The organism is Nocardia aobensis NBRC 100429, from assembly GCF_000308375.1.
GTDB classification, from domain to species: Bacteria; Actinomycetota; Actinomycetes; order Mycobacteriales; family Mycobacteriaceae; genus Nocardia; species Nocardia aobensis.
The window spans coordinates 13,227-35,988 of record NZ_BAFQ01000293.1; the positions used below are offsets into that span (position 1 = coordinate 13,227).

Below are 22,762 nucleotides of genomic sequence, written 5' to 3' on the forward strand. Positions count from 1 at the left end.
GGTGCTCGGTCCGGGTGGGAGAGGTGCGATGACAGGTGAGAGTTTTCAGCGAGCGCGTACCGCTGCGCAGCGTGCCGAGCGGGTGCATGCTGTCTTGGCGGCCACCCGGGCGCTGCTGGCAACCGTCGACGTGACATCGCTGTCGTTGGGGGCGATCTCGCGCGAAGCGAACTTGGCGAGCTCGAACGTATTGCGCTACTTCGGCTCTCGCGAAGCCTTGCTGCTCGATCTCATGGACGTGGAGTACCGCACATGGACCCCGCAACTGGAGACGACAGTGCGACAGCATCGCGGACCGCTCGACGTCGATCAGGTGGCGGCGATCGTCGCCGGTGATCTGGCCGAGCGTCCGATCCTCGCGCGGCTCATCGCCGCCTCGGCGGAATTGCTGCAGTATCCGATGCCGGAAGCGGCACGCGAGCGGTGCCGCGAGCAAGGACGTCACAACCGAAACGAGCTGGCCCGCGTCCTCACCGCAGCCCTCGGCATCGAACTGCGAGCCCCCGACCAGGCGTACCTGGTCGCGGGATTCCACGCCGTTGTCACGGCGGTATCGGCATGGTCGAACCAGCCGGCGTTCCCCGTCGAGACCACCGGTGCGATCCGTGAATTGCTTGCCATCCAACTACAGGGCCTGATCTGCCGCCGCGCGGGTGGACATGGGGCACACGATCGCCGTCGATGACATGTGGCACAGGTGGGCCGACTCGCGAAGTCGCTCCGGCGACCGGCGCCGCCGCGGCCGAAACACTCGAATAATCGCTGGTAGAGGCGCTGTCCATGTAGGATGGCGTACTGGTTGGTCGATATGTGTGGTGCCGCGGCCGGAGTCCGGCCGTGCCGACGACGGATATTTCGCTGACGAGGAAAGGCTCGCATGCAGATACCGGCCGCGCGAATCCTGTTCACCGACGATGACCGAGACGAAATCGCCCGCCGCGTCTCCACGGCGCTGAGCACCGGCGCACTGACCCTCGGGCCCAATACGAGAGAGTTCGAAGCCGATTTCGCCGCTGCGCACGGTGCGCCCTACGCCGTGGCCGTGAGCAGCGGAACCGCCGCGCTGGAGATCATCCTGCGCAGTATCGATGTGGCCGGGCGCGACGTCGTCGTGCCGGCGAATACTTTCGCGGCCACGGGATTTTCGGTGCTGCGCGCCGGTGGCAACCCGGTCTTCGCCGATGTCGACCGCGATACGTTCGCACTGTCGCCCGAGACCGTGGCGGCCGCCCTGAGCCCCGACACCGCGGCCGTCGTGCTCGTCCATATCGGTGGACTGGTCTCGCCCGATGCGGCGGCACTGCGGGCGCTGTGTGACGAACGCGGGATCGCCCTGGTCGAGGATGCGGCGCATGCGCACGGCTGCGGCTATGGCGGCCGGTTCGCCGGTTCGTTCGGAGTGGCGGGCGCGTTCTCGTTCTATCCGACCAAGGTGCTCACCAGCGGTGAGGGCGGCATGATCGTGACCGGGGACGAGCGAATCCGCGACGAAGCGGTGATCCACCGCGATCAGGGGAAGGCCGGCTTTCTCGGCAACGTCCACATCCGCGAGGGCTATGCCTGGCGGATGAGCGAGCTCCACGCCGCGGTCGGTCTGGTCCACCTGCGTCACCTCCCCGACTTTCTCCGGGTACGCCACGCCGCGGCGCGACGCTACGACGCGGCAATCGACGCCATGGACGGATTCGAGCGGCTCGTCGTCGGCCCCGAAGGGCGCAGCAACTATTACAAATACATCGTGCTGCCCACCGACGACATCGACCGGGCGCAGTTCAAGAAGGCGGTCAAGGAGCGCTTCGAGGTGTCGTTGAGCGGTGAGGTGTACGAGGCGCCGCTGCACCGGCAACCGGTGTTCGAGCGCTACGCCCGCCGCCGGCTCGAGGTCGCCGACGACATCTGTGCCCGCCACCTCTGCCTGCCGCTGCATTCGGACATGACCGATGCCGAGGTCGACCACGTGCTGGCGGCGCTGCGCGAGGTCCGAGACACGCTGACGGGAGGCTGAACACTTATGCGGATCGGAGTGACAGGCGGCTCCGGCTTCATCGGAGCCCATGTGATTCGCCGGCTCGCCGAGTCCGGGCACACCGTGTACGCCCTGGATACGGTGGCCCCGTCGAGACCGGACCCCCGTGCGCAGTTCCGCCGGCTGGACGTCCTCGACTCGGCTGCCGTCCTCGACGCGTCGTCGGATCTCGAGGTGATCTTCCACTTGGCCGGGATGTCGAATGTCGATGTCGCGCAACATGATCCGCTGCGCACGGTCCGGTTGAACGTGGACGGCACCGCCCATGTTCTGGAAGCGGTGCGGGTCCACGGCCTGCGCCGAATGGTGTTCGCGAGCACGGTCTGGGTGTACGGCGCCGCCTACGACATCTCCGGCGGGACCGAGCCGCTGACGGAGGCGGCGCCGATGGCGCCGGCCAAGGCCGGCCACATCTACACCTCGACCAAGATCGCGGCGGAAACCCTGATCCACAGCTACGCCGAGACCTACGAGGTGCCGTTCACGATCCTGCGCTACGGCGTGCCGTACGGGCCCGGCATGCGAGACGAACTCGTACTGGCCCGATTCGTCCGCAGAGCCCTCGCGGGGGAACCCCTGACCATCGCCGGGGACGGTAAACAGTTCCGCAACTACGTATTCGTCGAGGATCTCGCCGACGCGCATGCGCTGGTGCTCGACGACGCTGCCGAAAACCAGGTGATAGCGCTGGAAGGAAACGAGCGCGTGAGTGTCCTCGACATGGCGGAGGCGGTCCAAGCGCGTTTCCCCGGCACCACGATCGAACACGTTCCGGCGCGGCCCGGCGACTTCCGGGGCATCGACGTGTCGAACGCACTGGCGCGGACACTGGTCGGATGGCGGCCCACGACCTCGTTCCAGGACGGTGTCCGCCGGTACGTCGAGTGGTATCTGGCGGAGCATCCCGACACGGCAGCCGCACACGGAAACGGGTAGCCATGGCGACGCCCTCCGCGCTGCTGCTGTCCGGCTCGCTCGGCATGGGACACGACGTGATGGCCGAAGCGTGCGCGGTGTCGCTGCGCCGGCGTGGCTGGACGACCGACACCGTCGACAGCATGCGCATGATGGGGCACCGTCGAGGTGGGCTCGGGGAAGGGGTGTTTCGTGGCATGCTCGCCGTGCCGGGCCTGTACGACGCCTTCCACTTCGGGCAACTGCGTTCCGGAGGCCGGCTGGCGCGGTTCATCGACGCGGCATCGTGCCGTTACCTCGTGCCCGCCCTCGACGAACGGCTGCGTGAACGGCCGGTCGAGTTGCTGGTGTCGGTGTTCGCGACCGGCGCCGCCGCCGCCGGCCGCATCAAGGAGCGCCATCCCGATGTCGTGAACGCGGTGTTCTGCACCGACACCTGTCCCCATCGCTTGTGGGTCCACGACAACACCGATCTATACCTGGTCACCTCCGATCCGGCGGCCCGCTACATCCGGCGCTTCGATCCGGACGCGGAGATCGCGGTGGTGCCCGCGCCGGTGCGCCCGCAGTTCTACCTGGCGCCGACGCAGGCCGAGGCGCGGGAGGCGCTGGGCGTGCCTCCGGATGCGGAGTGCGTGTTGCTCATATCGGGGGCCTGGGGTATCGGCCCGCTGGTCGAGGCGGCCGACCTGATCGCGCGCGCAGGCGTCCATGTGCTCGCGGTGGCGGGCCGCAATGCCGGACTGGAATCCCGGTTGCGATCGCTGGCCGCGGCGACGGACCGGGTCGTCCCGTTCGGTTTCACCGACGAGATCCCCACGCTGATGGCCGCTGCCGATCTCGTCGTCACCTCGTCGGGCGACACCTGCGCGGAGGCGAGAGTCATCGGCCGGGACCTGTTGCTGCTCGACGTCGTGCCCGGACACGGCCGGGAAAACCTTCACCAGGAGCTCGTGCGCGGCGGCGCCGCGGTCACGTCCGCGCAGCCGGAGGCGATCCGGCGTTCCGTTTCGGCGTGTCTGCAGCGGGTGGAACCATCGTCGCCTCGGGTCGCCGTCGAGCCCACGGCGTGGGAGGAAGCCTTCGGTGCCGTGCTGGAACGGGTCGGGCCGGCCGGCTGGGCGGCGCCCGCGCCGTGAATCAGTCGCTGACCCACGGATTGCCCGCGGTGGTCGTGGCCGCGGCACTGTACGGTTGCGCGCCGGTGGTGCAGGCCGCGGCGGCACGGCAGACCGCCCCGGGCGGCGGCCTGGGGCTCGCGCTGTTGGCCCGGCTGGCCGTGCGGCCCCTGTGGCTGCTCGGATTGACTTGTGAGATAGGCGGTTTCGCGGCCGAGGCATACGCGTTCTCGATCGCGCCGGCGACGCTGGTCGCGCCCTTGCTGACCCTGGATATGGTGTTCCTGGTCGTGCTGGCCCGGCGCGGGCTCGGTGAGCGGCTGGCCGCCGTGGGCCGGTACGGGATCGTCGCGATGGTGCTCGGCACCGGTCTGATGGCGTATGCGTTCGCCGGCGAATCATCCCTCGGTTCCCCGGCTTCGGACGGACAGATGGTGCTGTTCGCCGTCGTGGGCGCGGTGGCCGCGGGAGCCGGGGCGGTCGCCGGGGATCTCGGGTCGAGAACCGGCCGGGCATGGGTCGCCGCGCTCGGTTTCGGCGCCGCGGCCGGAATCGCCTACGGCATCGCGACGGTCGCGACACGGCAGTTCGGATTGACCTTCGATGTCCACGACCCCTGGCGGCTGCTCGCCACCCCGACACCGTATGTGCTGGCAGTGTGCTCGCTGCTCGCGATCAGCCTGCTCCAGCGCGGACTGCAGGCGGGCGCGGCCGTGCTCACCTTCCCGGTCACCAGCGTCGTGTCCTCGCTCGTTCCCGTCGTGCTCGGGATCACCGTGCTCGGTGACGAGGTACCCGCTGGCCGGGCGGGTGCCGCCTTCGCGGTCGCGTTGGTGGCGATATCCGTCGGTGTGACATGTCTCGGTCGCGACCGCGCGGCGGCCGCGCGCGGCATCGAGGCGGACACCGACCTGACCACGAGGAGTGCAGGGTGACCTGGCTCGTGACCGGTGGCGGCGGTTATATCGGATCGCACGTGGTGCGCGCTCTGCTCGCGGCCGGACGGCCCGTGGTCGTCCTCGACGACTTCTCGACCGGCCGCCGTGCCGTGATCCCCGACGACGTCGCGACGGTCGCGGCGTCGATCACCGATTTCGCGGCCGTGACCGCCGTCCTGCGCGACTACGAGATCACCGGTGTCGCCCACCTCGCCGGCCGGAAGTCCGCGGTGGACTCGGTGACCCATCCGCTCGAGTACTACGAGCAGAACACGGGTGGCACGCGCACCCTGCTCGCCGCGATGCATGCCACCGGCGTCGAGCATCTCGTATTCTCCTCCAGCGCAGCGGTATACGGTTCGCAGACCGGTGACGGATCGGTCGGCGAACACGCACCGCCGCGCCCGATCAACCCCTACGGGCGCAGCAAACTCGCCTGCGAGTGGATCGTCGCCGACGCCGCCGCGGAATTCGACAGGCTGAACTCGACCGTTCTGCGCTATTTCAACGTCGCCGGGGCGGGCGGCCCCGGGCTCGGTGACCGGAATGCGACGGGGCTGGTACCCAATGTCCTGCAAGCGATTTCGTCCGGTCGCCCCCCGGTCGTCTTCGGTGCCGACTACCCGACGCCGGACGGATCCTGTGTCCGCGACTTCGTGCACGTGCTCGACGTCGCGAACGCACACGTCAGTGCGGCCGAACGGCTCGAGTGTGGACAGCCGGGTACTTCGGTCTACAACGTCGGAACCGGGCGCGGGTACTCGGTATTCGAAATTCTCGTTGCCGCCCGCGCGGTGACCGGCGAACGATTCCGCCATCTCGTCGGCGACCGACGGCCGGGGGACCCGCCCCGGGTGATCGCCGACATCGCGAGGATCGGCGACGAACTGGGGTGGCGGGCGCGGCTGGGACTGGCGGAGATGCTGGGCAGCGAATGGGAAGCCCGGTGTGGTGTGCGAGGCGGGCTGACGGGCGCATGAAATCCGCTGTCGCGCACGTGGCGACCGCCGGTGCCGGTGCGGTCCTGCTGAATGCCCTCCCATCGGTCACGGCGATCTCGACGGTTCGCACCCGCCTGACCCCCGGCCTGTCCGGACACTCGGAGACCGGCACAGTCGCACTGACCTTCGACGACGGCCCGGATCCGGAATCGACGCCGGCCATCCTCGACGCACTGGCCGCCGCGCGCGTGCACGCGACGTTCTTTCTGCTCGGCTCGATGCTCGAGCGGGCGCCTGCGCTCGGCGCGGAGATCGTCGCCGCCGGGCACGAGGTGGCGGTGCACGGGTGGAGTCACCGCTGCCTGCTGGCGCGCGGGCCCGTATCGACGTACCGCGACATCGCCCGCGGGTATGACCTGATCACGGAGGCGACGGGGAGCAGGCCGCGGCACTATCGACCGCCGTACGGGATACTCTCGGCCGCGGCGCTGGCCACGGCCCGGCGGCTGGAACTGACGCCGGTGCTGTGGACGGCGTGCGGGAAGGACTGGGTGCGGACCGCTACGCCGGACACCGTGGCACACCGGGTGGTCCGCGAACTTCGGCCCGGTGCCACCGTCCTGCTACACGACTCCGACTGCACATCGGCATCCGGCGCGTGTCGCGCGACCCTCGGCGCGATCCCGCGGATCGTGGACGAATGCGCCGAGCGTGGCCTGGTCGTCGGCTCTCTCGCGGAGCGGACGCATACCGCTCGGCATGCTCCGCGCAGCCGCACCGGGTAGCCCGATCGCTGGGACTCACCTCGCCGGCACGGCCCGGTGTCAGGCGTCTTCGAGGGCTTCGCCGATCTCGTGGGCCACGCGGTTGTGTTGATTCTCCGCGAGCCAGTGGCCGCCGGCCAGCACCAGCGCGACCGGCCATTCGATGATCTCCGCGGCGGCCAGGGCGCCGAGTGCGCCGTAGTAGGCCAGCTGTTCGGGGCGGGGGACCGGTACTCGGCCGAGCAGGGGAAGTTCCACCGCGAAACTGTGCGCGGCCATGACCTTGTCGACCGCGTTCCGGTGGCTGGTGTGCGTTTCGTCGGCCATATGTTGCCTCCCGGTCATGTGATATTCGGGGTCTCGACGCCTGGGTTCGGCACAGTGTCCATCGTGAGGACCTCTGATGTAGGCGGCCGGGATCCGCTGACGGGCGCACTGACGCAGGTGCTGACCGTCCCGCTGCGCGAGTTGTACGCGGTGTTGTGGCGCCTGGGCGTGATCGACGTCGTCGGCGAATCATCACGCTGATCGCCCCACGCTACGCCTGAGCCGACACCGCCGCGGGCTAAGCCTTGCTCGGTACGTGCCGCGATCCGGTCGCGGTCTCCCCGGCGGGGGGCTTCCCCTCGTCGTCGCTGGGGAGGGCCGGTCGCTCACCGGGCGCCTGCTGCTCGTCACGCGCGGCAGGAGCATCGGTCGCGGATGCCGGTCGCTGGTCCGGGTGCGAAATGAGCTTCCGGATCACGAGTGCGGTGCCACCCACGCCCAACAGCACAGGCCAGTCCACGACTCCCGTAGCTCCGATCGCGGCCAGCGTGAGCGCGGCCGCCGGCGTCGAATGACTGCCGCTGCTCAGTCCGCTGCGCACGCCGGACACGACGCCCTGCATGCCGCCGAGAACACCGTTGACCGCAGCGCCGCCCACCGCCCCGGCCGCGGATGTGGTCGCATCGGCCGTCCACGAAATTGCTTTTACCCCACCCTCGAGAAGGTCCATCGTCACTCCCTTGAGTTCACCTTGTGGACATCTGCGAGCAAGCTGCAGTCTACTCGTGGCGTGGGGTCGCGCCGGGGGCGGCGACCGAGATGAAACATGCGCCGGCACTCCCCGCGACGGCGTGCCTCGTCCGGTCGAGTGCCGACGGACCCTTGTGGTCGATGCGGCGGCGGGCGGAGAATTGGCGTGTGTAGTCCGGACTCTCGAGGAAGAATTGCGATGTCTCGAAGGATTGGTCTTGCCGTCGCGGCGGCCGTCACCACGTTGACCTTGGGAGCCGCCGCCCCCGCTATCGCCTCGGCCGCGGCGCCCGCGACCGACCGGCCGGCGACCAGTGACACAGCTGCTCAGGCGACGCAGATTCAGTGGCTTTCCGTGTGTCTGAACCTTCCGGCCGGATCGGCGAGCGTCAGCTTCTGCATCTAGCGCGGGACGTGTGGCGGGCACCGGTTGCGCCGGTGCCGGTGGAAACGTGTCACCGTCGCGGTGGATGATCTAGTCGCGGGTGGGAGGGCGCACCTGGCGATCCGCTCCGACCGCGGCTCGAATTCTGGTGACGAGGTCGTCGAGTCGCCGCTGATGCGAACCCTCCCAGTAGATCCGGTGGCAATCCCGGCATTCTCTGAAAGTGTCGTAGTACTTGCGGGTGAGTGGTTCGAGCCTGTCGATGACGTCCCGTTCGGCCACGTCGGTCAGCAGGCCCCCGCAGGGCAGGCAGCGGCTGAACGGTATCAGCCGGTCGGCCAGATCGAGCCGGCGGATCACCTCGACGAGCTGATCGAAGGGCCGGTTCGAGCGCACGAAGACGCCGTGGGTCACATTGCGGCGCTTCAGGAGTCCGCGGTCGCGGGTGAGGATGATCCGGTGTTCGTCGGCGGCGGCCGTTGCCAGCGCGGCATCGTCGGTGTCCGAGGGGATTCGGGCGTCGAGGCCCATCAACCGCATGAGCCGGGCGAGCCCGCCGAGATTGACGTCCACGATGAAACGCGGATCGCGCAGCGGGCGGGGACGGACCCGCGTGGACGGCCCGATGTCGAGGGTCTCGAACACCGGGTAGGCGGCGAGCCGATCGCCCGGCCGCGGGTGGTGACCGAAATCGACGGATTCACCGTTCACCAGCATGAGGTCGACCTCGGTATGCGGGATGCCCGCGGCCTCGACGATGTCTTTCACGGTCTGATGCGGACGGATCGGACGCCGCTGCGCGACGTACCGTGCGCCCGGCGGCACGAAGTCGTTCAGCTCGGCATACACCCGCAGCTCGACACTCGCGGTCATGCGGTCATTGTCGTCCTGCTCCGGGACGCGACGCGATTACCAGGTGTAGATATGGCCCGGTGACCACAGTCCGCTGTGGGTCTCCTGGGTGACCGCCGGGTTCGCCGGGACCGCCGAGGGATCGATGGGCGTGAGGCGTTGCAGTTCGCCCCAATCCTGGTCCCAGTCGAAGGCGAGGTAGGTGGCCAGGGTCTGCGAGCGCAGCAATTGCTGACTCCAGCCCAGCGGACCGCCGCCCGCGTGGCTTTCCCACATCGTGGTGTCGGCCGCGCCCAGGCGGTTGGGCAGGATGCGCCAGTCCGGTACCTGGGCGATGCCGTCCTTGTGGTCGAAGGGACGCTGACACGGGAACTGCAGGCCCACGGCCCAGTCCAGGAGCACCGGTTGCTTCGAGCCGACCAGGTCGTTGAGGGTGTGCGTCTTCGGTATGCGCGGGGGAGTCAGCGCCACCCAGCGCTGTGGATCGAGGTTGTGATCCTTGGCCACGATGCGGATCACGTTGGCGGCGGCGGGTATTCGGTCCAAGGGGACTCGCAGGTTCCGCCACGACGGCGCCGGGCCGATGTCGATCGGGGTCACCCGTCCGAGTGCGTGTGCGCTGGTCGGGGAGTCGGTGCTGCCGTATTCGATCTCCACCGGCTCACCACCGACATATCCGTTGTTCGGACCCACCGCCTGGATGCGCCCCGCCGCGGCGATCGAGACGATGTCGCTGCGGTCGTGCTGGGCGGGCAGGCGGTACCAGCCGGTGACGAGATCGGCGGGCTGCTCCTCGCCGTAGGTGCCGAGTTCCGGCGTGGTCGCCGCATCGAGCCCGTACGGCAGTGGGGCGCCGCCGGTCTGGGTGGCCGACTCGCCGGTACCGGGTTTGTCGCCGAAGGATTTGGCGATGCTGCTGGTCTCCTCCTTCTCATCGGGAGACATGACGTCACCGACGCCGTCGGGCACGAATCCGCGCGCACCGGAGGTGAAGGTGGAGAACTGGTCGCCGACCAGCGGCTGCATCATCGAGGCGTTGGGATCGGTTTCGACCAGGACCTTGTTGGCCAATCCGCACGGATTGCCCACTACCGCATGGATATTCGAGGATGCCAGCGAGAATCCCGGATATTGCGCCACCGCGCCCGCGGTGAACGAGAACACCTCGAACACCACCAGGATCGCCGCGGCCGCCATCAGTGGCGGGAACTTCGCCAGGCGCCACGCGCGCGGCGAAACCCGGTGCGGGATGCCGGGTTTGGGCGCCCGCACATGCCACCAGATCGCCAGCAGCAGGCACAGCGCGGCGATGATCAGGAAGATCTTGCTGAACCCGATGCCGAGAACGGCAGGGGGCTCGTTCCACCACGGGACGCCGAAACTCGATACCCACCACCACTGGTTGACGCTGGTGAAGATCTGCGCCATCGCCAGCGCCACCACCGCCGCGAACAGGGCGCGGTTGCGTGGTGAACGCATCACCCGGGGCCCCACCGCGACCGCGGTGAGGACCGCCACCGATCCCGCCAGCCCGGCGTACACCCCGTTGTGATGGGTGAATTTCGTCGGGCAGGTCGCCATCAGCACCATGGCCCCGAAGGTCACACCGAGCAGCCGCCGCGCCGGTCCGGGCGCGGTGAACGGAATGCGGCCGCCCTTGCGCAGCAGAACGAAGACGCAGACCAGCAGGCTCAGCCACATCGCGACCATGCCGAAGCGGCGGGCGATGGAACCGTCGGCCGACGGCATGAACAGCCACTGGTAGTTCAGGTAGTCGTTGTACCAGGGGTCCGAGGGGCCGACGAGGTTGTGCACGCGCTGCATCTCGAACATCGCCGAGAGCGGTTCGACGGCGAAAGCGAAGGCCAGCACCAGCATTCCGGCCGCGGCCAGCGGCGCGAGCAGCGCCCCGTACGCCCGGATCCAGGCGGCGGCCGGCACCGGGGTTCCGTGCCGGGCACCGGCGAGTTCACGCGCTCGCGGAACACCGAATCCGACGGCCGAACGCAGTCCCGCCAGCAGCGGCGCCAGACAGATGATCCCCGAGGGCGCGGCGGTGAAACTGAACGCGGCGATCAGGATCGCGAGGGCATACGGCAGCAGCCGGTGCGTCGCGATGGCGCGCTCCACGAGGCACCAGGTGAGCAGTACGCAGACGGCGACGACCGGCTCGGGCCGCAGCCCGTTGTTGTAGGGCAGCCACACGGCCAGGAACGCCAGCGCGCCCGTCCACACCGCCACCTTGTCGTGGCGCACGGCCACACCGAGCCGCGGGATCACCTCCCGGCTCAGCGCCAGCCAGGTGACCACGGCCGCCAGCAGCGTCGGCAGCCGCATCCACGGGCTCGCGACGCTGATCTCCGACATGTGCGCGATGATGTCGTACGGCGGCGTGCCGACCGGGTTCTCCGGAACGCCGAAGAACCGGAAGTAGTTGGCCATATATCCCGACACCAGCGAGGTCCGTGCCATCCCGAACTGATAGCCGTCGTCGGAGGTGGTGGCCCCGATGAAATGCCACACCAGCAGCGTGGCGAAGACGACGAGGTCGACGCCGGTGAACGTGCGCCACCGCTGCGGAAGCAGCCGCCTCGAACGCCGGCCGTCGGTGCGGTCCAGCCGGTACAGCGCCGCCAGCGCGACCAGCGTGAACACGACCGCCAGAACTTCGGCCGCGCGTTTGAGGACGGTCGGCGTCACCGAGAACCGGCTGTCGACCTGCGCGACGACCTTGACGCCCTCGGCCTTGGGGAGGTCGCTGAAGATGCCGACCACCTGGGGCCGCCAGTCACCCGGCGGCAAGGTGGCGGCCTCGATATCCGATCCGGTGATACCGACCTTGGTCGACGACATATCGGCGTGCACGGTCAAGGTGCCGTCGGCTATCGCATCGATCGGTGTGGTGAGCAGCGACTGATTGCGCAACACGACCTCGAGTTGCGCGGCCTTACCGTCCTGTGCCGGTCGCACGCGCGCGACGAACCCGTACTTCTCGAGTTGCGGCGCTCCGGCGGGCAACGTCGACGCCAGCACGCCGCCGTGCGCGCTCAGCTGCGTCATCGACCGGCCGGGAATGGTGGCATCGAAGGTCAGCGGCGCGTAGGTGACCAGCGGCGCGTCGACACTGCGGGCAGAGTCCTGTTGCGGCCACGACAGCGTGGTGTGGTCCACCTTCACCGGCAGCAGCGGCACCGCGACGGCGCACAACGCGCCCAGCAGCCCGGCGAGGAACGCTATCGGTCCGGCCCAATCGCCGCGCTGTCTACCCGAGGCCCTGGGTGTCGCGCCTGCAGTAGGCGCACCGTCCGCCCTCACCATCGTGTCGACCACGGTCGCCGATGCTAGCGTGACGCTTCTGTTATCCGGTATTTCGTCTGTTGTTCTCAGTCTGCGCTCAGGATCTGCGGCCGAGTCGACGGCGGGTTCCGAGGGCGCGGACGCCTCCGGTCGGCGAGTTGCGCGCGGGCCGACATCGCCCGCTGATCGGACGGTCGATTCAGGTCGGCGACAACGGCTTTCACGGGGCGCTCTCACTCACCCGCGGTTGCTTAACTCACGTAACTATTCGGCGGGGTATTCCGATCGATAAGGAGTGCGGGTTGTGGCGACCTGCTCGATCCACGGTCTGCAGACATCGATCGTGGGTAACACGCTCTCGGACGGGAGGAGACGCGGTGTTGCTGTATCTGATGATTGTCGTCGTGGCCACGGTCGGTTCCGCCGCCCTGGCGGCGTACGGAACTTATGTCGGAACTCATCGCTCGACGAGGCGGCGAGAACGCCTTTCGATGCCCGCGCGGACCCATGTCGCGGGCGGATATGCCGTACGGGTTCGCACCTGCCGTTCCCTGGGCGGAAGGCCGGTCGGAAGCCGTTCGTAGTCGCCGCGCCGGCCGCGGTAGCGGTATTGGCATTCTCTTTTTTCGCAAGTACCGTATTCATCAGTGGGTGACATGGTCGCCCGGCGTAGCGGCGGGTTGGAGGTCTTCGTGCGTGTCGGAGTGATGATCGGACCGGAGAAGGGGGATTCCGCGCGCAAGCTGAGCCGGATGCTCGACGACGTCGCCTGGGCCGAGGATGCCGGGCTCGACACCGCGTGGATTCCGCAGATTCCCAGCGATTTCGACGCGCTGATCACCGTCGCGGCAATGGGGTTGCGGACTCGCCGCATAGAATTGGGGACCGCCGTGGTGCCGCTGCAGGCGCAACATCCGATCGCGCTGGCCCGCCAGGCGGTGTCGGCGCAGGCCGCCGCGGGTGGGCGGCTGGCGCTGGGGGTGGGCCCCTCGCATCACTGGATCGTGCGTGACATGCTCGGCTTGCCGTACGAGCGTCCGGCGGCCTACACCCGTGACTATCTGGATGTGCTGGTGGCGGGACTCGCCGGCCCGGGCGCGGTCGACGTGGAGAACGACACATTCACCGTGCACAATCCGCTCGATCTGGGCCCGGTCGCTCCGGTGCCGGTGCTGGTGGCCGCGCTCGGACCGGTGATGTTGCGCATCGCGGGAGAGCGGGCCGACGGAACGATTCTGTGGATGGCCGACGAACGCGCGATCGCCGATCATGTGACGCCCAAGATCACCCGGGCCGCGGCCGATGCGGGCCGGAAACCGCCGCGCATCGTGGCGGGGCTGCCGGTCTGCCTGTGCCGGGCGGGAGAGGTCGAGGAGGCGAAGGCGCGGGCCAATCGCATTCTCGGCGAAGCGGAGATCTCGCCCAACTATCAGCGCCTGCTCGAACAGGGGGACGCCCGCGACGTCGGTGACATCTGCGTCGCCGGTGACGAGGCCGCCATCGCCGCCGGACTGCGCCGTTTCGCGGAGGCGGGCGCCACCGATGTCTCGATCCGGCTGCTGCCGATCGGCGAGAGCCGCGACGAACTGATCGCATCGAAGCGCCGCACCCGGGAGATGATCGCGGAACTGGCCCGGGAATTACGATGAGCGCCAACGCTTCTCCGGCGCTCGGCTCGGACCCGCGGACCGTAGCTTCACCGCAGCGCAGCTCCGCCGGCCCGCTGGCTGGGATTCGCATTCTCGAGGTCGGCACCATGCTCGCCGGTCCGTACGCGACGATGATGCTCGCGGACCTGGGCGCCGAGGTCACCAAGCTGGAACCGGCCGGCGGCGACATCTCCCGGCAGGTCGGCGACAGCTACTTCGCGAGCCTGAACCGCGGCAAGCGCAGTATCCGGCTCGATCCCGGCAGTGTGGACGGCCGGGCGCGCCTGGGTGAGCTGGTCGCGAATTCGCATGCGCTGCTGGTGAATTTGAAACCGTCCGCGATCCACCGGCTCGGTCTGACCTATGCGTCGCTGCGGGAATTCAACCCGGCCGTCGTCTGCGTCGCGATCACCGGATTCGGCCTCTACGGTGGCGACGATCCGGCCTTCGACTACATCGTGCAGGCCGCCACGGGGGTCGCGGCGCTCACCGGCGATCCGGACGGACCGCCGACCCTGCCCGGCTATTCCTCCGCCGACAACTCCACCGGCCTGACCGCGGCGCTGGGTCTGCTCGCGCAGATCGTGTCCGGACGTGGCGGTCAGGTGGACGTCTGCCTGCGCGATGTGATGTTGTCGCAATTGAACTATCACGCGGCGGCCTACCTCAACGAGGACAAGCGCCCGCAGCGGCGTCCGTTCGGCGCGCACTCGTATTACGTTCCGGCGCAGCTGTTTCCGACCGCCGACGGTTACCTGGCGCTGTTCGTCACGCATGATCGCTTCTGGAAGACCTTCGCCGCCGAGGCCGGGGTGACGGGATTCGACACCATGGCCGAACGCGTATCCCGTCGAGCCGAGGTGCTCGCCGCGGTGACCGCCGCGCTGGCCCGCGACGATGCCCGAAGCTGGGAGGCGCGACTGCGCCCACTGGGCATTCCCGCCGCGGCGGTGCGCACGCTGCCCGAAGCGCTCGACGCCACTCCCGAAGTGGTGGCCGAGGCGGGGACCTACCGGCTGGTGGCCTCGCCCATCCGAATCGACGGTTACACACCGGAATACGGCCCGCCGCCCCGGCTGGGTGAGCACGACAGTCCGGAGCCGGTGACTTGATCCGGTAACGGGCCGACGGCACCGTCCCTCACATCGCCCTCGCCACCGGGCGGGAACCGAGGCGGCCGACCGAGGGCGACCGCCGGCGTCGGGCGCTCATTCGTAATGGACGGTCACCGACTCGCTATCCGGTACCGCCTGGCAGGTGAGGACATACCCGTCCTCGACCTCGTCGTCGGCGAGGGCGTCGTTCACCCGCATCGTGGCGCTGCCCTCGCTGAGCCGGGCCATACACGTGGCGCAGTTGCCGGATTCGCAGGAGAACGGCGGGGTCAGGCCCGCGCGGCGGGCACTTTCCAGCAGTGTCTCGCCGGCGTGGCGCGCGACCGTGGCCTTCCTGCGGTTGAGGAAGATCGTGACGGTGCCACCGGGGGTGCCGGATTCGGTCGCGGGCGTGGCTTTCTCGAGGGCGGCGAGTTCGGGAACCGGTGCGCCGAAGCGTTCGCTGAAGACCACCCCCGGGCCGGGAAGCGCCCCCTCCACCATTTCCATGAATTTCTCCGGCCCGCATACATAGCTGTCGGCGTGACCGTCCGCGCCGACGAACTCACGCACCGCCGCGGGATCGAGTAGTCCGGCCGCGCTGTCGAGATGCCGGACCACCTGGAGCCGGCCGCGATAGCGCTCCGCCAGCTCGAGCAGCGTGGTGCCGAAGATGACCGACTCGGCGTCGCGGTCCGCGCACAGCAGTCGCACCTGCCGCGCGGTGGTGGCCAGCGCGCTCTTGGTCAGCGACAACACCGGCGTGATCCCGCTGCCGCCGCTGAACCCCAGGAGCGGAACCTCGGTGTCGCGCAGGCAGAATCGGCCGGTGGGCCGGCCCATGTCGATCTCGTCGCCCTCGGACACGGTGTCCAGCAACCAGTTCGAGACCTTGCCGCCCGGAACCCGTTTGACCGTGGTCATCAGTTCGGCGTCGGTTTCCGGTGCGCTGGACATCGAATAGGACCGGTACAGCTCGATGCCGTCGACCCGGACCCGGAAGGTGCAGAACTGTCCGGCGCGATAGGTGAGCGGGCCGTCGTGCGGGGCCAGCACGAAGGTCCGCGCATCGGCGCACTCCTTCATGATCCGGGTCACGGTCGCGGGCCGGAACATCGGGGGACTCGCCATGGAACGCCTCTCCTGGTATTAAGATTCTTATACAAAGAGAATAGCGTTCTCCTCAACGAGATGGGATTTTCTCATGACCGAGCCGACGGCGATCGTGTTCGACGATCGGCACTACAGCCTGTCGCAGCTCGACGAGCTGGCCGGCGGACTCGCGTGGACGCTGCGCGATCGCGGGGCCCGGGCGGGCAGCCGGATCGCCGTGATGTCGTCCAACCGCCCGGAATTCGTCCTCGCGGTGCTGGCCGCGTGGAAGCTCGGCGCGGCCGTGGTCCTGCTGAGCCCGGCGTGGCGGCGAGCCGAGGCCGAGCACGCGCTCGCGATCACCACCCCGGGATTCGCGATCGGTGACCATCCCGTACTGGCCGAACTGATGCCCATGCTCGATCTCGACGAACCGATCACGCCCAGTCGCGAAGAATTCGACCCGCCGGATCCGAAATCGGATGCGGTGCTGGTGTTCAGCTCCGGCACGACCGGCCTGCCGAAGGCGGTGCGCCACACCCACGCCTCGTTCGACGCCGCGGTGCGCGACTGGCAGCAGGTGCTCGAGCTGGGTAGCGACGACCGAATCCAGATCCTGACCCCGCCGTCCCATATCCTCGGCCTGCTCAACATCGTCACCGCGCTGCGCGTCGGCGCCTGGATGCGGCTGCATCGCCGCTTCGATCCGGAGTCGATGCTGCGCAGCATCGAACGCGACCGGATCACCGTGGAGATGGCGGTGGCACCGATCGCGCTGGCCATCGCCTCGCATCCGGAGTTGGAATCGTTCGACCTGTCCTCGCTGCGCTACATCATGTGGGGCGCGACGCCGGTGACGGTGAGTGTGGCCGAAACCGTCACCCGCCGCACGGGCGTGCGCTGGCTGCCGGCCTACGGCGCCACCGAATTGCCGGTGCTGGCCTGCAATCCGATCGAGGGCGCCCGGCTGGACACGGTGGGACGGGCCGCGCCCGGGGTGTGCCTGCGGACGGTGTCGCTCGACGACGGAAAACCGTTGCCGCCCGGGGAGATCGGGGAACTCCAGGCGCGGTCGCCGTCGCTGATGGCGGGCTATCTGCCCGACGGCGCCGACGCGGGGGCCGTGGTGGACGGCTGGTATCGCACCGGCGACGTCGGCTGGATCGACACCGACGGCTGGGTCCGCATCACCGACCGGGTGAAGGAGATGATCAAGGTCCGCGGCTTCCAGGTCGCGCCCGCCGAAATCGAATCCGTCCTGCACGGGCATCCGGCGGTCGCCGACTGCGCGGTCTTCGGCGTGGCCGACGGCGCCGACGGCGAGGCGATCGTCGCCGCGGTGTCGGCCGCCGCGCCGGTCACCGCGGAGGAGTTGTCCGCGCTGGTCGCCGATCGCCTGGCCGGATACAAGCGGTTGCGCCGGGTGGTCTTCGTCCCCGAAATCCCGCGCCTGCCGTCCGGCAAGGTGCTGCGCCGAGTTCTCGAGGAGCGCTATGGACGTCCGTCTGACCAGTGAACAGCGCCAATTACGTGATGCCGCGGCGAAATTGGCCGACGATCTGGGCCCCGGTTCGGTGGCGGACCTGGCCGATCGGGAGCGGATCACGCGGCTGGACAAGACCGTCGAGCTGACCGGATGGCGAGCCCTGCGCTCCGACGGCGCGTCGGGTGTGGAAGTGGCGATGGTGGCCGAGGAGTTCGGGCGCGGACTGGTCGATGTGGCGTTTCTGGGACCGGTGCTGGCCGATGACCTGCGCGGCCACCCCGCCGGAGACGAGGGGCGTTGGACGCTGGGAGTGCGTGGCCGCGCCGTCGACGCGGCCGGATGCGATCGAGCGGTGGTACTCGCCGACGGCCAGGTGCTGGCCGGCCGGCTGGGGTCCGCCGCACCGCTCGCGGATCCGACCCGGACGGCGGCCGGCCTCGACGGACGGCTCGAACACATCGGGGAACTGTCGGCCGATCAGGCGTCGCAATGGTTCGCGCTCGCGCTGGTCGGCACCACCGCGGATCTGCTGGGCGCCGCCCGGGGCGCGCAGCGGCTGGCCGTCGACTACGCGAAAGTCCGTGCACAGTACGGCGAGACGATCGGCTCCTATCAAGCCGTCGCGCACCTGCTCGCCGAATCGCAGGCGCTGATCGAAGGTTCGGTCAGTGTGCTGCGCTACGCCGCCTGGGGGGTGGACGAACTGGCGCCCGACGAGGCGGTGCGTGCCGCCCGCATCGCCAAGATCTACTGCGCCCGCGCCGCCCGCACCGTCTGCGAAACCGCCATCCAGGTGCACGGCGGCATCGGCAACACCTGGGAATGCCTGGCGCACATCTATCTTCGCCGCGTCCTGGTCTCGACCGAACTGTTTCCCGTCCGTCTGGAGGAGATCGCCCGTGGACTTTCGTGACTCACCGGCCGAGGCCGAATTCCGGGAACGGTTGCGCCGCTGGCTGTCCGAGGTCGCCGGCGACTTCCCGACTTCCGGGGACGAATACTGGGCCCGCCAAGGGGAGTGGCACCGCGCCCTGTACCAGGCGGGCTTCTTCGGGTCGTCGTGGCCGAAGGAGTTCGGCGGACACGATCTGCCGCCGGTCTACGACGTGATCGTCGACGAGGAACTGGCCCGCGCGGGCGCCCCGCCCCGGCCGAGTCTGGGCTATCTGATCCAGGGACTGGGCCGTCACGCCGGCAAGGACCTGCAGCAGCGATTCCTGCCCGGCATGATCGACGGCACCGAACGCTGGTGCCAGGGCTTCAGCGAACCGGGCGCCGGATCGGATCTCGCCGCACTCACCACCAGCGCCACCCTCGACGGCGACCACTACGTGATCCACGGCCACAAGATCTGGACCAGCTACTCCGATGTCGCGGACTGGTGTCTGCTACTGGCCCGCACCGATCCGCAAGCGCCACGGCACAAAGGGATTTCGGCCTTCATCGTGTCGATGAAGCAGCCGGGTGTGCAGCAGCGGCCGCTGCGCATGATCAGTGGTATCACCACCGAATTCGGTCAGGTCGGTTTCGACGGCGCCACCGTTCCCGCCGACCGGATGGTCGGCGCGCCGGGTGAAGGCTGGAAGCTGGCGATGACCGTGGTCGGTCACGAACGGGAACCGTCGACACTCGGCTATTCGGCCCGCTACGCCAAGACGGTGCGCGTGCTGGCCGACCGCGTCGACGGGCCGGTGCCCGACGAATTGACCTGGGCGGCAGTGCAATCGGAGATGCTGCGGCTGCATGTGCGGCGGCGTCTGTCCGAACAGCTGGACGGCGTCTCGCACGGCCCCGACGGCTCACTCGACAAACTGCTCATGACCTGGGTGGATCAGGCCGTCGGCCACGCCGCGCTGACCGTCGCCGGCACCGACGACGCCGACATGTTCGGCACCTACCTCTACAGCCGCGCCCAGAGCGTCATGGGCGGCACCTCGCAGATTCAGAAGAACATCATCGCCGCCCGCATACTCGGATTGGGAGCCTGACATGTACGACCTGCCCGCCGAAGTCGACGTCCGGGCCGAGGGCCCGGTTCGCATCATCACCTTGAACCGTCCCGACGCGCTCAACGCGGTCGACGACGCGCTGCACACCGGGCTGGCCCGGCTGTGGCCCCGGCTCGGTGCGGATCGGGAGGCCCGCGTCGCGGTGCTCACCGGCGCCGGGCGCGCCTTCTCCGCCGGCGGCGACTTCGCATACCTCGGCGAACTGAGCCGCGACGCCGAGTTGCGTGCGAAAACCATTGCGCACGGTCGCGATATCGTGCTCGGGATGGCGCGATGCCGGGTTCCGGTCGTGGCCGCCGTGAACGGGCCCGCCGTCGGCTTGGGCTGCAGTCTGGTCGCCCTCAGCGATATCGTCTACATCGCCGAACAGGCCTATCTGGCCGATCCGCACGTGCAGGTGGGCCTGGTGGCCGCCGACGGCGGCCCGCTGACCTGGCCGCTGCACACCAGCCTGCTGCTGGCCAAGGAGTACGCGCTGACCGGCGACCGGATCCCGGCCGAGCGGGCGCGGGAGATGGGTTTGGTCAATCACGTGGTCGCCGATCCGGTCGCCGAGGCGCGCGCCTGCGCCGAGCGGATCCTCCGGTTGCCCAGGCAGGCAGTCGAATCCACCAAACGGATATTGAACCTGCACCTCGAGCGGGCGGTGCTGGCCACGCTCGACTTCGCGCTCACCGCCGAGGATCTGACCTTCCAATCGGAGGATCTGCGTACCAATCTGGCTCGGTTGTCGGCGCCGAAGAACGGCGCGAAGAGGTAGCCGTGGCACAGGAGGGTGATTCGCAGTGGTACCTGTTCCTTCCGCAGATCCGGCTCGATATGGCCGATATCGTGGCGCGGGCCCGCGCGGCCGAGACCGGCGGATTCGACGGTATCGCCTTCATCGATCATCTGCGGGCGCCCGGCGCCGAACAGCAGCCGCTGTGGGAGGCGATGACGGTGGCCGCCTGGGTGGCCGCGCGCACCGAACGGTTGCGCATCGGTCACCTGGTGCTCTGTGATGCGCTGCGCCATCCCGCGATGCTGGCGAAACAGGCGGTGGCGCTGCAGGAGGCGAGCGGTGGCCGGTTCGAACTCGGGCTCGGTTCGGGGTCGGTGCCGAAGGAGCTGACCGATTTCGACATCGGCCACGAGGACGGCCCCGCCCGCCGGGCCCGGCTGGAACGCACACTGGCGCTGCTGCCGCGGTATTGGGCGGGCGAGGGGGACCTCGCCCTGGCACCTATGCCGACCTCGCGGATCCCGATCGTGATCGGCGGGTCCGGTCCCGCCACCATGGCGCTGGTGCGTCGCTACGCGGACTGGTGGAACCTGCCGGCCAACCAGCTCGACCGGCTGCCGCGACTGCGGGCGGAGGCGGGGTCGGCGCGCGTGTCCACCCAGCAGTTGGTGGGTTTCGTAGGCCGCGGCGCCGATCCCGGCCAGGTGCGTGCGCTGAGCCTGCGCCGATTCGGTTATCTGGCAAGCGGATTGGTGTGCGGAAAGGCCGAGGAGCTGATCGCCCACTTCGCCGCTGCCGTCGAGCAGGGCGTCGAACGGTTCTACGTCTGGTTCACCGATTTCGCGAAACCGGAGACTCTCGCCGAATTCGGTGAGGCAGTCATCGGTGGCGTGCGGGGCGCCCGGCCGTAGCGCCCGGAGGGCGCTACCGTTGTGCCAGTAGCACTTCCGACTGCTGAACCGATCCGGTGATGCCGCTCGCGTCCTGCCCGGCGAGCAGTACCGCGGCCTCCGCCATCGTTTCCGGTGGCTCGACCATCTCGGGGGGAATCCGCCGTCCGCCCCCGCCCGCCTGCCAACCCTCGGTGAGAACCACTCGCGAGGGGCACAGGCAGTTCACCGCGACATTGTCCGCACGCAGATCGGCCGCCAGCCCCAGATACATGCGTTCCACCGCGGCCTTGGATATCCAATAGGCGTTGGCGCCGCGATCGAGCATGCCGACACCAGTGGTCGTGATGGCGATCATCGAACCGCCACCACGGGCGCGCAGCAGCGGAATCGCGGCCCGGGTGACATGGAAGACGCCGGTGAGGTTGACGTCCAGGCAGCGCTGCCAGCGCGCGTCCGGGGTGGATTCGATCGGGCTCAGCGCGAGGACTCCGGCATTCGCGACGACGATGTCGATTCCGCCGAATGCGGAAATCGTTGCCGCCAGAGCAGTGTCGACCGATTCGGCGTCGGTGACGTCGCACGCCACCGGCAGGGCCCGGCCGCCGGATGCGGTGATGCGCTGCGCCACCGAGTGGATGGTTCCGGGTAACCGCCCTGGTTCCCGCGAGCGAGCGGCGACGGCCACCTCGGCCCCCGCCGCCGCCAGACCGTGTGCGATCGCGGCGCCGATACCACGGCTGGCGCCCGCCACGAACGCGACTTTGCCCGTCAGAGCGGTCATTTGGGCGGAAAGCGCAGCGCGCCGTCGAGGCGGATGACCTCACCGTTGAGGTAATCGTTCTCCACGATGGACTGCACCAGTTGCGCGTATTCCGGGGACCGGCCCATCCGCTTGGGATGCGGAACCTGTTTGCCCCAATAGGTTTCCAGCTGATCGGCCGCCTTACCGTAGGCCGGGGTGTTGAACGTGCCGGGTGCGATGGTCACCACCCGGATACCCAGCGGCGACAGGTCGCGTGCGGCGACCAGGGTCATGCCGACCACGCCGCCCTTGGCCGCCGAATACGGCAACTGCCCGATCTGGCCCTCGTAGGCGGCGATCGAGGCGGTGTTGACGATGACACCGCGCCGGCCCTCCTCTTCCGGCTCCGACTGCGCGATCGCCGCGGCCGAGAGCCGCAGCACGTTGAACACGGCGGTGAGATAGAACTCGATCGTGGTGCGGAAGCCGTCCAGCGCGAGCGGGCTGCCGTCCTTGCCGACCAATCGGCCGCCGCTGGCCGGTCCGCCGTGCGCGTCCACCGAGATGCGCAGCGGGCCCAGCGATCGCGCCTCGGCGATCGCCGCCTGCACCGACTCCTCGCTGGTGGCATCGGTGTGCACATAGCGGATACCGAGTTCGGCGGCGAGCTCCTTGCCCTTGTCGTCGGCGACGTCGGCCACCACCACCCTGGCTCCCGCGGCGTGCAGCCGTCGCACGGTCGCCTCGCCCAGTCCGCCGGTTCCGCCCACCACGATCGCGGAGCTACCGCTGATCTCCATGACACTGCCCTCTCTTGAAATCA

22 protein-coding genes are annotated in these 22,762 nt (G+C 69.1%); 15 read left to right on the forward strand and 7 right to left on the reverse strand.

Annotated features, from left to right (window positions below; translation table 11 throughout):
• Window positions 1–28: 28 nt before the first annotated feature.
• The 7 genes from RJ03_RS35430 (at window position 29) to RJ03_RS32245 (ending at window position 6,723) form a co-directional block, all read left to right on the forward strand.
• Window positions 29–685 carry a TetR/AcrR family transcriptional regulator gene (locus tag RJ03_RS35430; protein WP_083871498.1) on the forward strand — a complete coding sequence of 219 codons (657 nt, stop codon included), beginning with the start codon at window positions 29–31 and terminating at the stop codon, window positions 683–685.
• A 192-nt stretch (window positions 686–877) separates the two neighbouring features.
• Entirely contained in the window at window positions 878–2,005 is a 1,128-nt protein-coding gene (locus tag RJ03_RS32220; protein ID WP_036510042.1) for a DegT/DnrJ/EryC1/StrS family aminotransferase, read from the forward strand.
• Window positions 2,006–2,023: 18 nt separating this feature from the next.
• Window positions 2,024–2,962 carry an NAD-dependent epimerase/dehydratase family protein gene (locus RJ03_RS32225; protein ID WP_198163724.1) on the forward strand — a complete coding sequence of 313 codons (939 nt, stop codon included), beginning with the start codon at window positions 2,024–2,026 and terminating at the stop codon, window positions 2,960–2,962.
• Between the two features lie 2 nt (window positions 2,963–2,964).
• Window positions 2,965–4,080 (forward strand): glycosyltransferase family protein, encoded by a 1,116-nt coding sequence (locus tag RJ03_RS32230; protein WP_036510046.1) that lies wholly within the window; start codon window positions 2,965–2,967, stop codon window positions 4,078–4,080.
• The gene (locus tag RJ03_RS32235; RefSeq protein ID WP_051025565.1) at window positions 4,077–4,994 is read left to right on the forward strand and encodes a DMT family transporter; all 918 of its coding nucleotides are present in this window, start codon (window positions 4,077–4,079) and stop codon (window positions 4,992–4,994) included. Before RJ03_RS32230 ends, RJ03_RS32235 begins: the two co-directional genes overlap by 4 nt.
• Complete coding sequence (gene galE, locus RJ03_RS32240) at window positions 4,991–5,977, forward strand: UDP-glucose 4-epimerase GalE (RefSeq protein ID WP_036510049.1); 987 nt, start codon at window positions 4,991–4,993, stop codon at window positions 5,975–5,977. The genes RJ03_RS32235 and galE overlap by 4 nt, the downstream gene beginning before the upstream one ends.
• Entirely contained in the window at window positions 5,974–6,723 is a 750-nt protein-coding gene (locus RJ03_RS32245) for a polysaccharide deacetylase family protein (protein ID WP_051025566.1), read from the forward strand. Before galE ends, RJ03_RS32245 begins: the two co-directional genes overlap by 4 nt.
• Window positions 6,724–6,762: 39 nt before the next feature.
• Here RJ03_RS32245 and RJ03_RS32250 read toward each other — a convergent pair whose 3' ends face one another.
• Complete coding sequence (locus RJ03_RS32250; RefSeq protein ID WP_036510052.1) at window positions 6,763–7,029, reverse strand: hypothetical protein; 267 nt, start codon at window positions 7,027–7,029, stop codon at window positions 6,763–6,765.
• A gap of 63 nt (window positions 7,030–7,092) precedes the next feature.
• On the opposite strand from RJ03_RS32250, the gene RJ03_RS37600 reads away from it, so the two are divergent.
• On the forward strand, window positions 7,093–7,230 hold the full coding sequence (locus tag RJ03_RS37600) for an Rv1535 domain-containing protein (RefSeq protein WP_157104230.1): 138 nt from the start codon (window positions 7,093–7,095) through the stop codon (window positions 7,228–7,230).
• 37 nt (window positions 7,231–7,267) lie between these two features.
• Here RJ03_RS37600 and RJ03_RS38710 read toward each other — a convergent pair whose 3' ends face one another.
• The 3 genes from RJ03_RS38710 to RJ03_RS32270 form a co-directional block, all read right to left on the reverse strand.
• Window positions 7,268–7,699, reverse strand: coding sequence for a hypothetical protein (locus RJ03_RS38710; RefSeq protein WP_232329137.1), 432 nt, complete (start codon window positions 7,697–7,699; stop codon window positions 7,268–7,270).
• A gap of 495 nt (window positions 7,700–8,194) precedes the next feature.
• Entirely contained in the window at window positions 8,195–8,977 is a 783-nt protein-coding gene (locus RJ03_RS32265; RefSeq protein ID WP_036510059.1) for a Mut7-C RNAse domain-containing protein, read from the reverse strand.
• A gap of 36 nt (window positions 8,978–9,013) precedes the next feature.
• On the reverse strand, window positions 9,014–12,286 hold the full coding sequence (locus RJ03_RS32270; RefSeq protein ID WP_036510061.1) for an arabinosyltransferase domain-containing protein: 3,273 nt from the start codon (window positions 12,284–12,286) through the stop codon (window positions 9,014–9,016).
• Between the two features lie 659 nt (window positions 12,287–12,945).
• Here RJ03_RS32270 and RJ03_RS32275 point away from each other — a divergent pair.
• Window positions 12,946–13,902, forward strand: a complete 957-nt coding sequence (locus tag RJ03_RS32275; RefSeq protein WP_036510185.1) for a TIGR03564 family F420-dependent LLM class oxidoreductase — start codon at window positions 12,946–12,948, stop codon at window positions 13,900–13,902.
• On the forward strand, window positions 13,899–15,014 hold the full coding sequence (locus RJ03_RS32280; protein ID WP_083871500.1) for a CaiB/BaiF CoA transferase family protein: 1,116 nt from the start codon (window positions 13,899–13,901) through the stop codon (window positions 15,012–15,014). The genes RJ03_RS32275 and RJ03_RS32280 overlap by 4 nt, the downstream gene beginning before the upstream one ends.
• Window positions 15,015–15,110: 96 nt before the next feature.
• Here RJ03_RS32280 and RJ03_RS32285 read toward each other — a convergent pair whose 3' ends face one another.
• Window positions 15,111–16,127 (reverse strand): ferredoxin--NADP reductase, encoded by a 1,017-nt coding sequence (locus RJ03_RS32285; RefSeq protein WP_036510064.1) that lies wholly within the window; start codon window positions 16,125–16,127, stop codon window positions 15,111–15,113.
• A gap of 73 nt (window positions 16,128–16,200) precedes the next feature.
• Here RJ03_RS32285 and RJ03_RS32290 point away from each other — a divergent pair, with 73 nt between their 5' ends.
• From RJ03_RS32290 to RJ03_RS32310, 5 genes are read left to right on the forward strand one after another with little or no spacing between them, the layout of a single operon-like run.
• Window positions 16,201–17,604: a class I adenylate-forming enzyme family protein gene (locus tag RJ03_RS32290; RefSeq protein ID WP_036510067.1), complete on the forward strand. Its 1,404-nt coding sequence runs from the start codon at window positions 16,201–16,203 to the stop codon at window positions 17,602–17,604.
• Window positions 17,582–18,487 carry an acyl-CoA dehydrogenase family protein gene (locus tag RJ03_RS32295; protein ID WP_036510191.1) on the forward strand — a complete coding sequence of 302 codons (906 nt, stop codon included), beginning with the start codon at window positions 17,582–17,584 and terminating at the stop codon, window positions 18,485–18,487. Before RJ03_RS32290 ends, RJ03_RS32295 begins: the two co-directional genes overlap by 23 nt.
• Window positions 18,474–19,562, forward strand: a complete 1,089-nt coding sequence (locus tag RJ03_RS32300) for an acyl-CoA dehydrogenase family protein (protein ID WP_036510072.1) — start codon at window positions 18,474–18,476, stop codon at window positions 19,560–19,562. Before RJ03_RS32295 ends, RJ03_RS32300 begins: the two co-directional genes overlap by 14 nt.
• Window position 19,563: 1 nt before the next feature.
• On the forward strand, window positions 19,564–20,343 hold the full coding sequence (locus RJ03_RS32305; protein WP_036510076.1) for an enoyl-CoA hydratase/isomerase family protein: 780 nt from the start codon (window positions 19,564–19,566) through the stop codon (window positions 20,341–20,343).
• 59 nt (window positions 20,344–20,402) lie between these two features.
• Entirely contained in the window at window positions 20,403–21,215 is an 813-nt protein-coding gene (locus RJ03_RS32310; protein ID WP_051025572.1) for an LLM class flavin-dependent oxidoreductase, read from the forward strand.
• Window positions 21,216–21,228: 13 nt separating this feature from the next.
• On the opposite strand, the gene RJ03_RS32315 is transcribed toward RJ03_RS32310, so the two are convergent.
• Together RJ03_RS32315 and RJ03_RS32320 are read right to left on the reverse strand one after the other, a co-directional pair.
• Window positions 21,229–21,978, reverse strand: coding sequence for an SDR family NAD(P)-dependent oxidoreductase (locus RJ03_RS32315; protein ID WP_036510083.1), 750 nt, complete (start codon window positions 21,976–21,978; stop codon window positions 21,229–21,231).
• Window positions 21,975–22,739: an SDR family NAD(P)-dependent oxidoreductase gene (locus RJ03_RS32320; RefSeq protein ID WP_036510086.1), complete on the reverse strand. Its 765-nt coding sequence runs from the start codon at window positions 22,737–22,739 to the stop codon at window positions 21,975–21,977. Before RJ03_RS32320 ends, RJ03_RS32315 begins: the two co-directional genes overlap by 4 nt.
• Window positions 22,740–22,762: the final 23 nt, after the last annotated feature.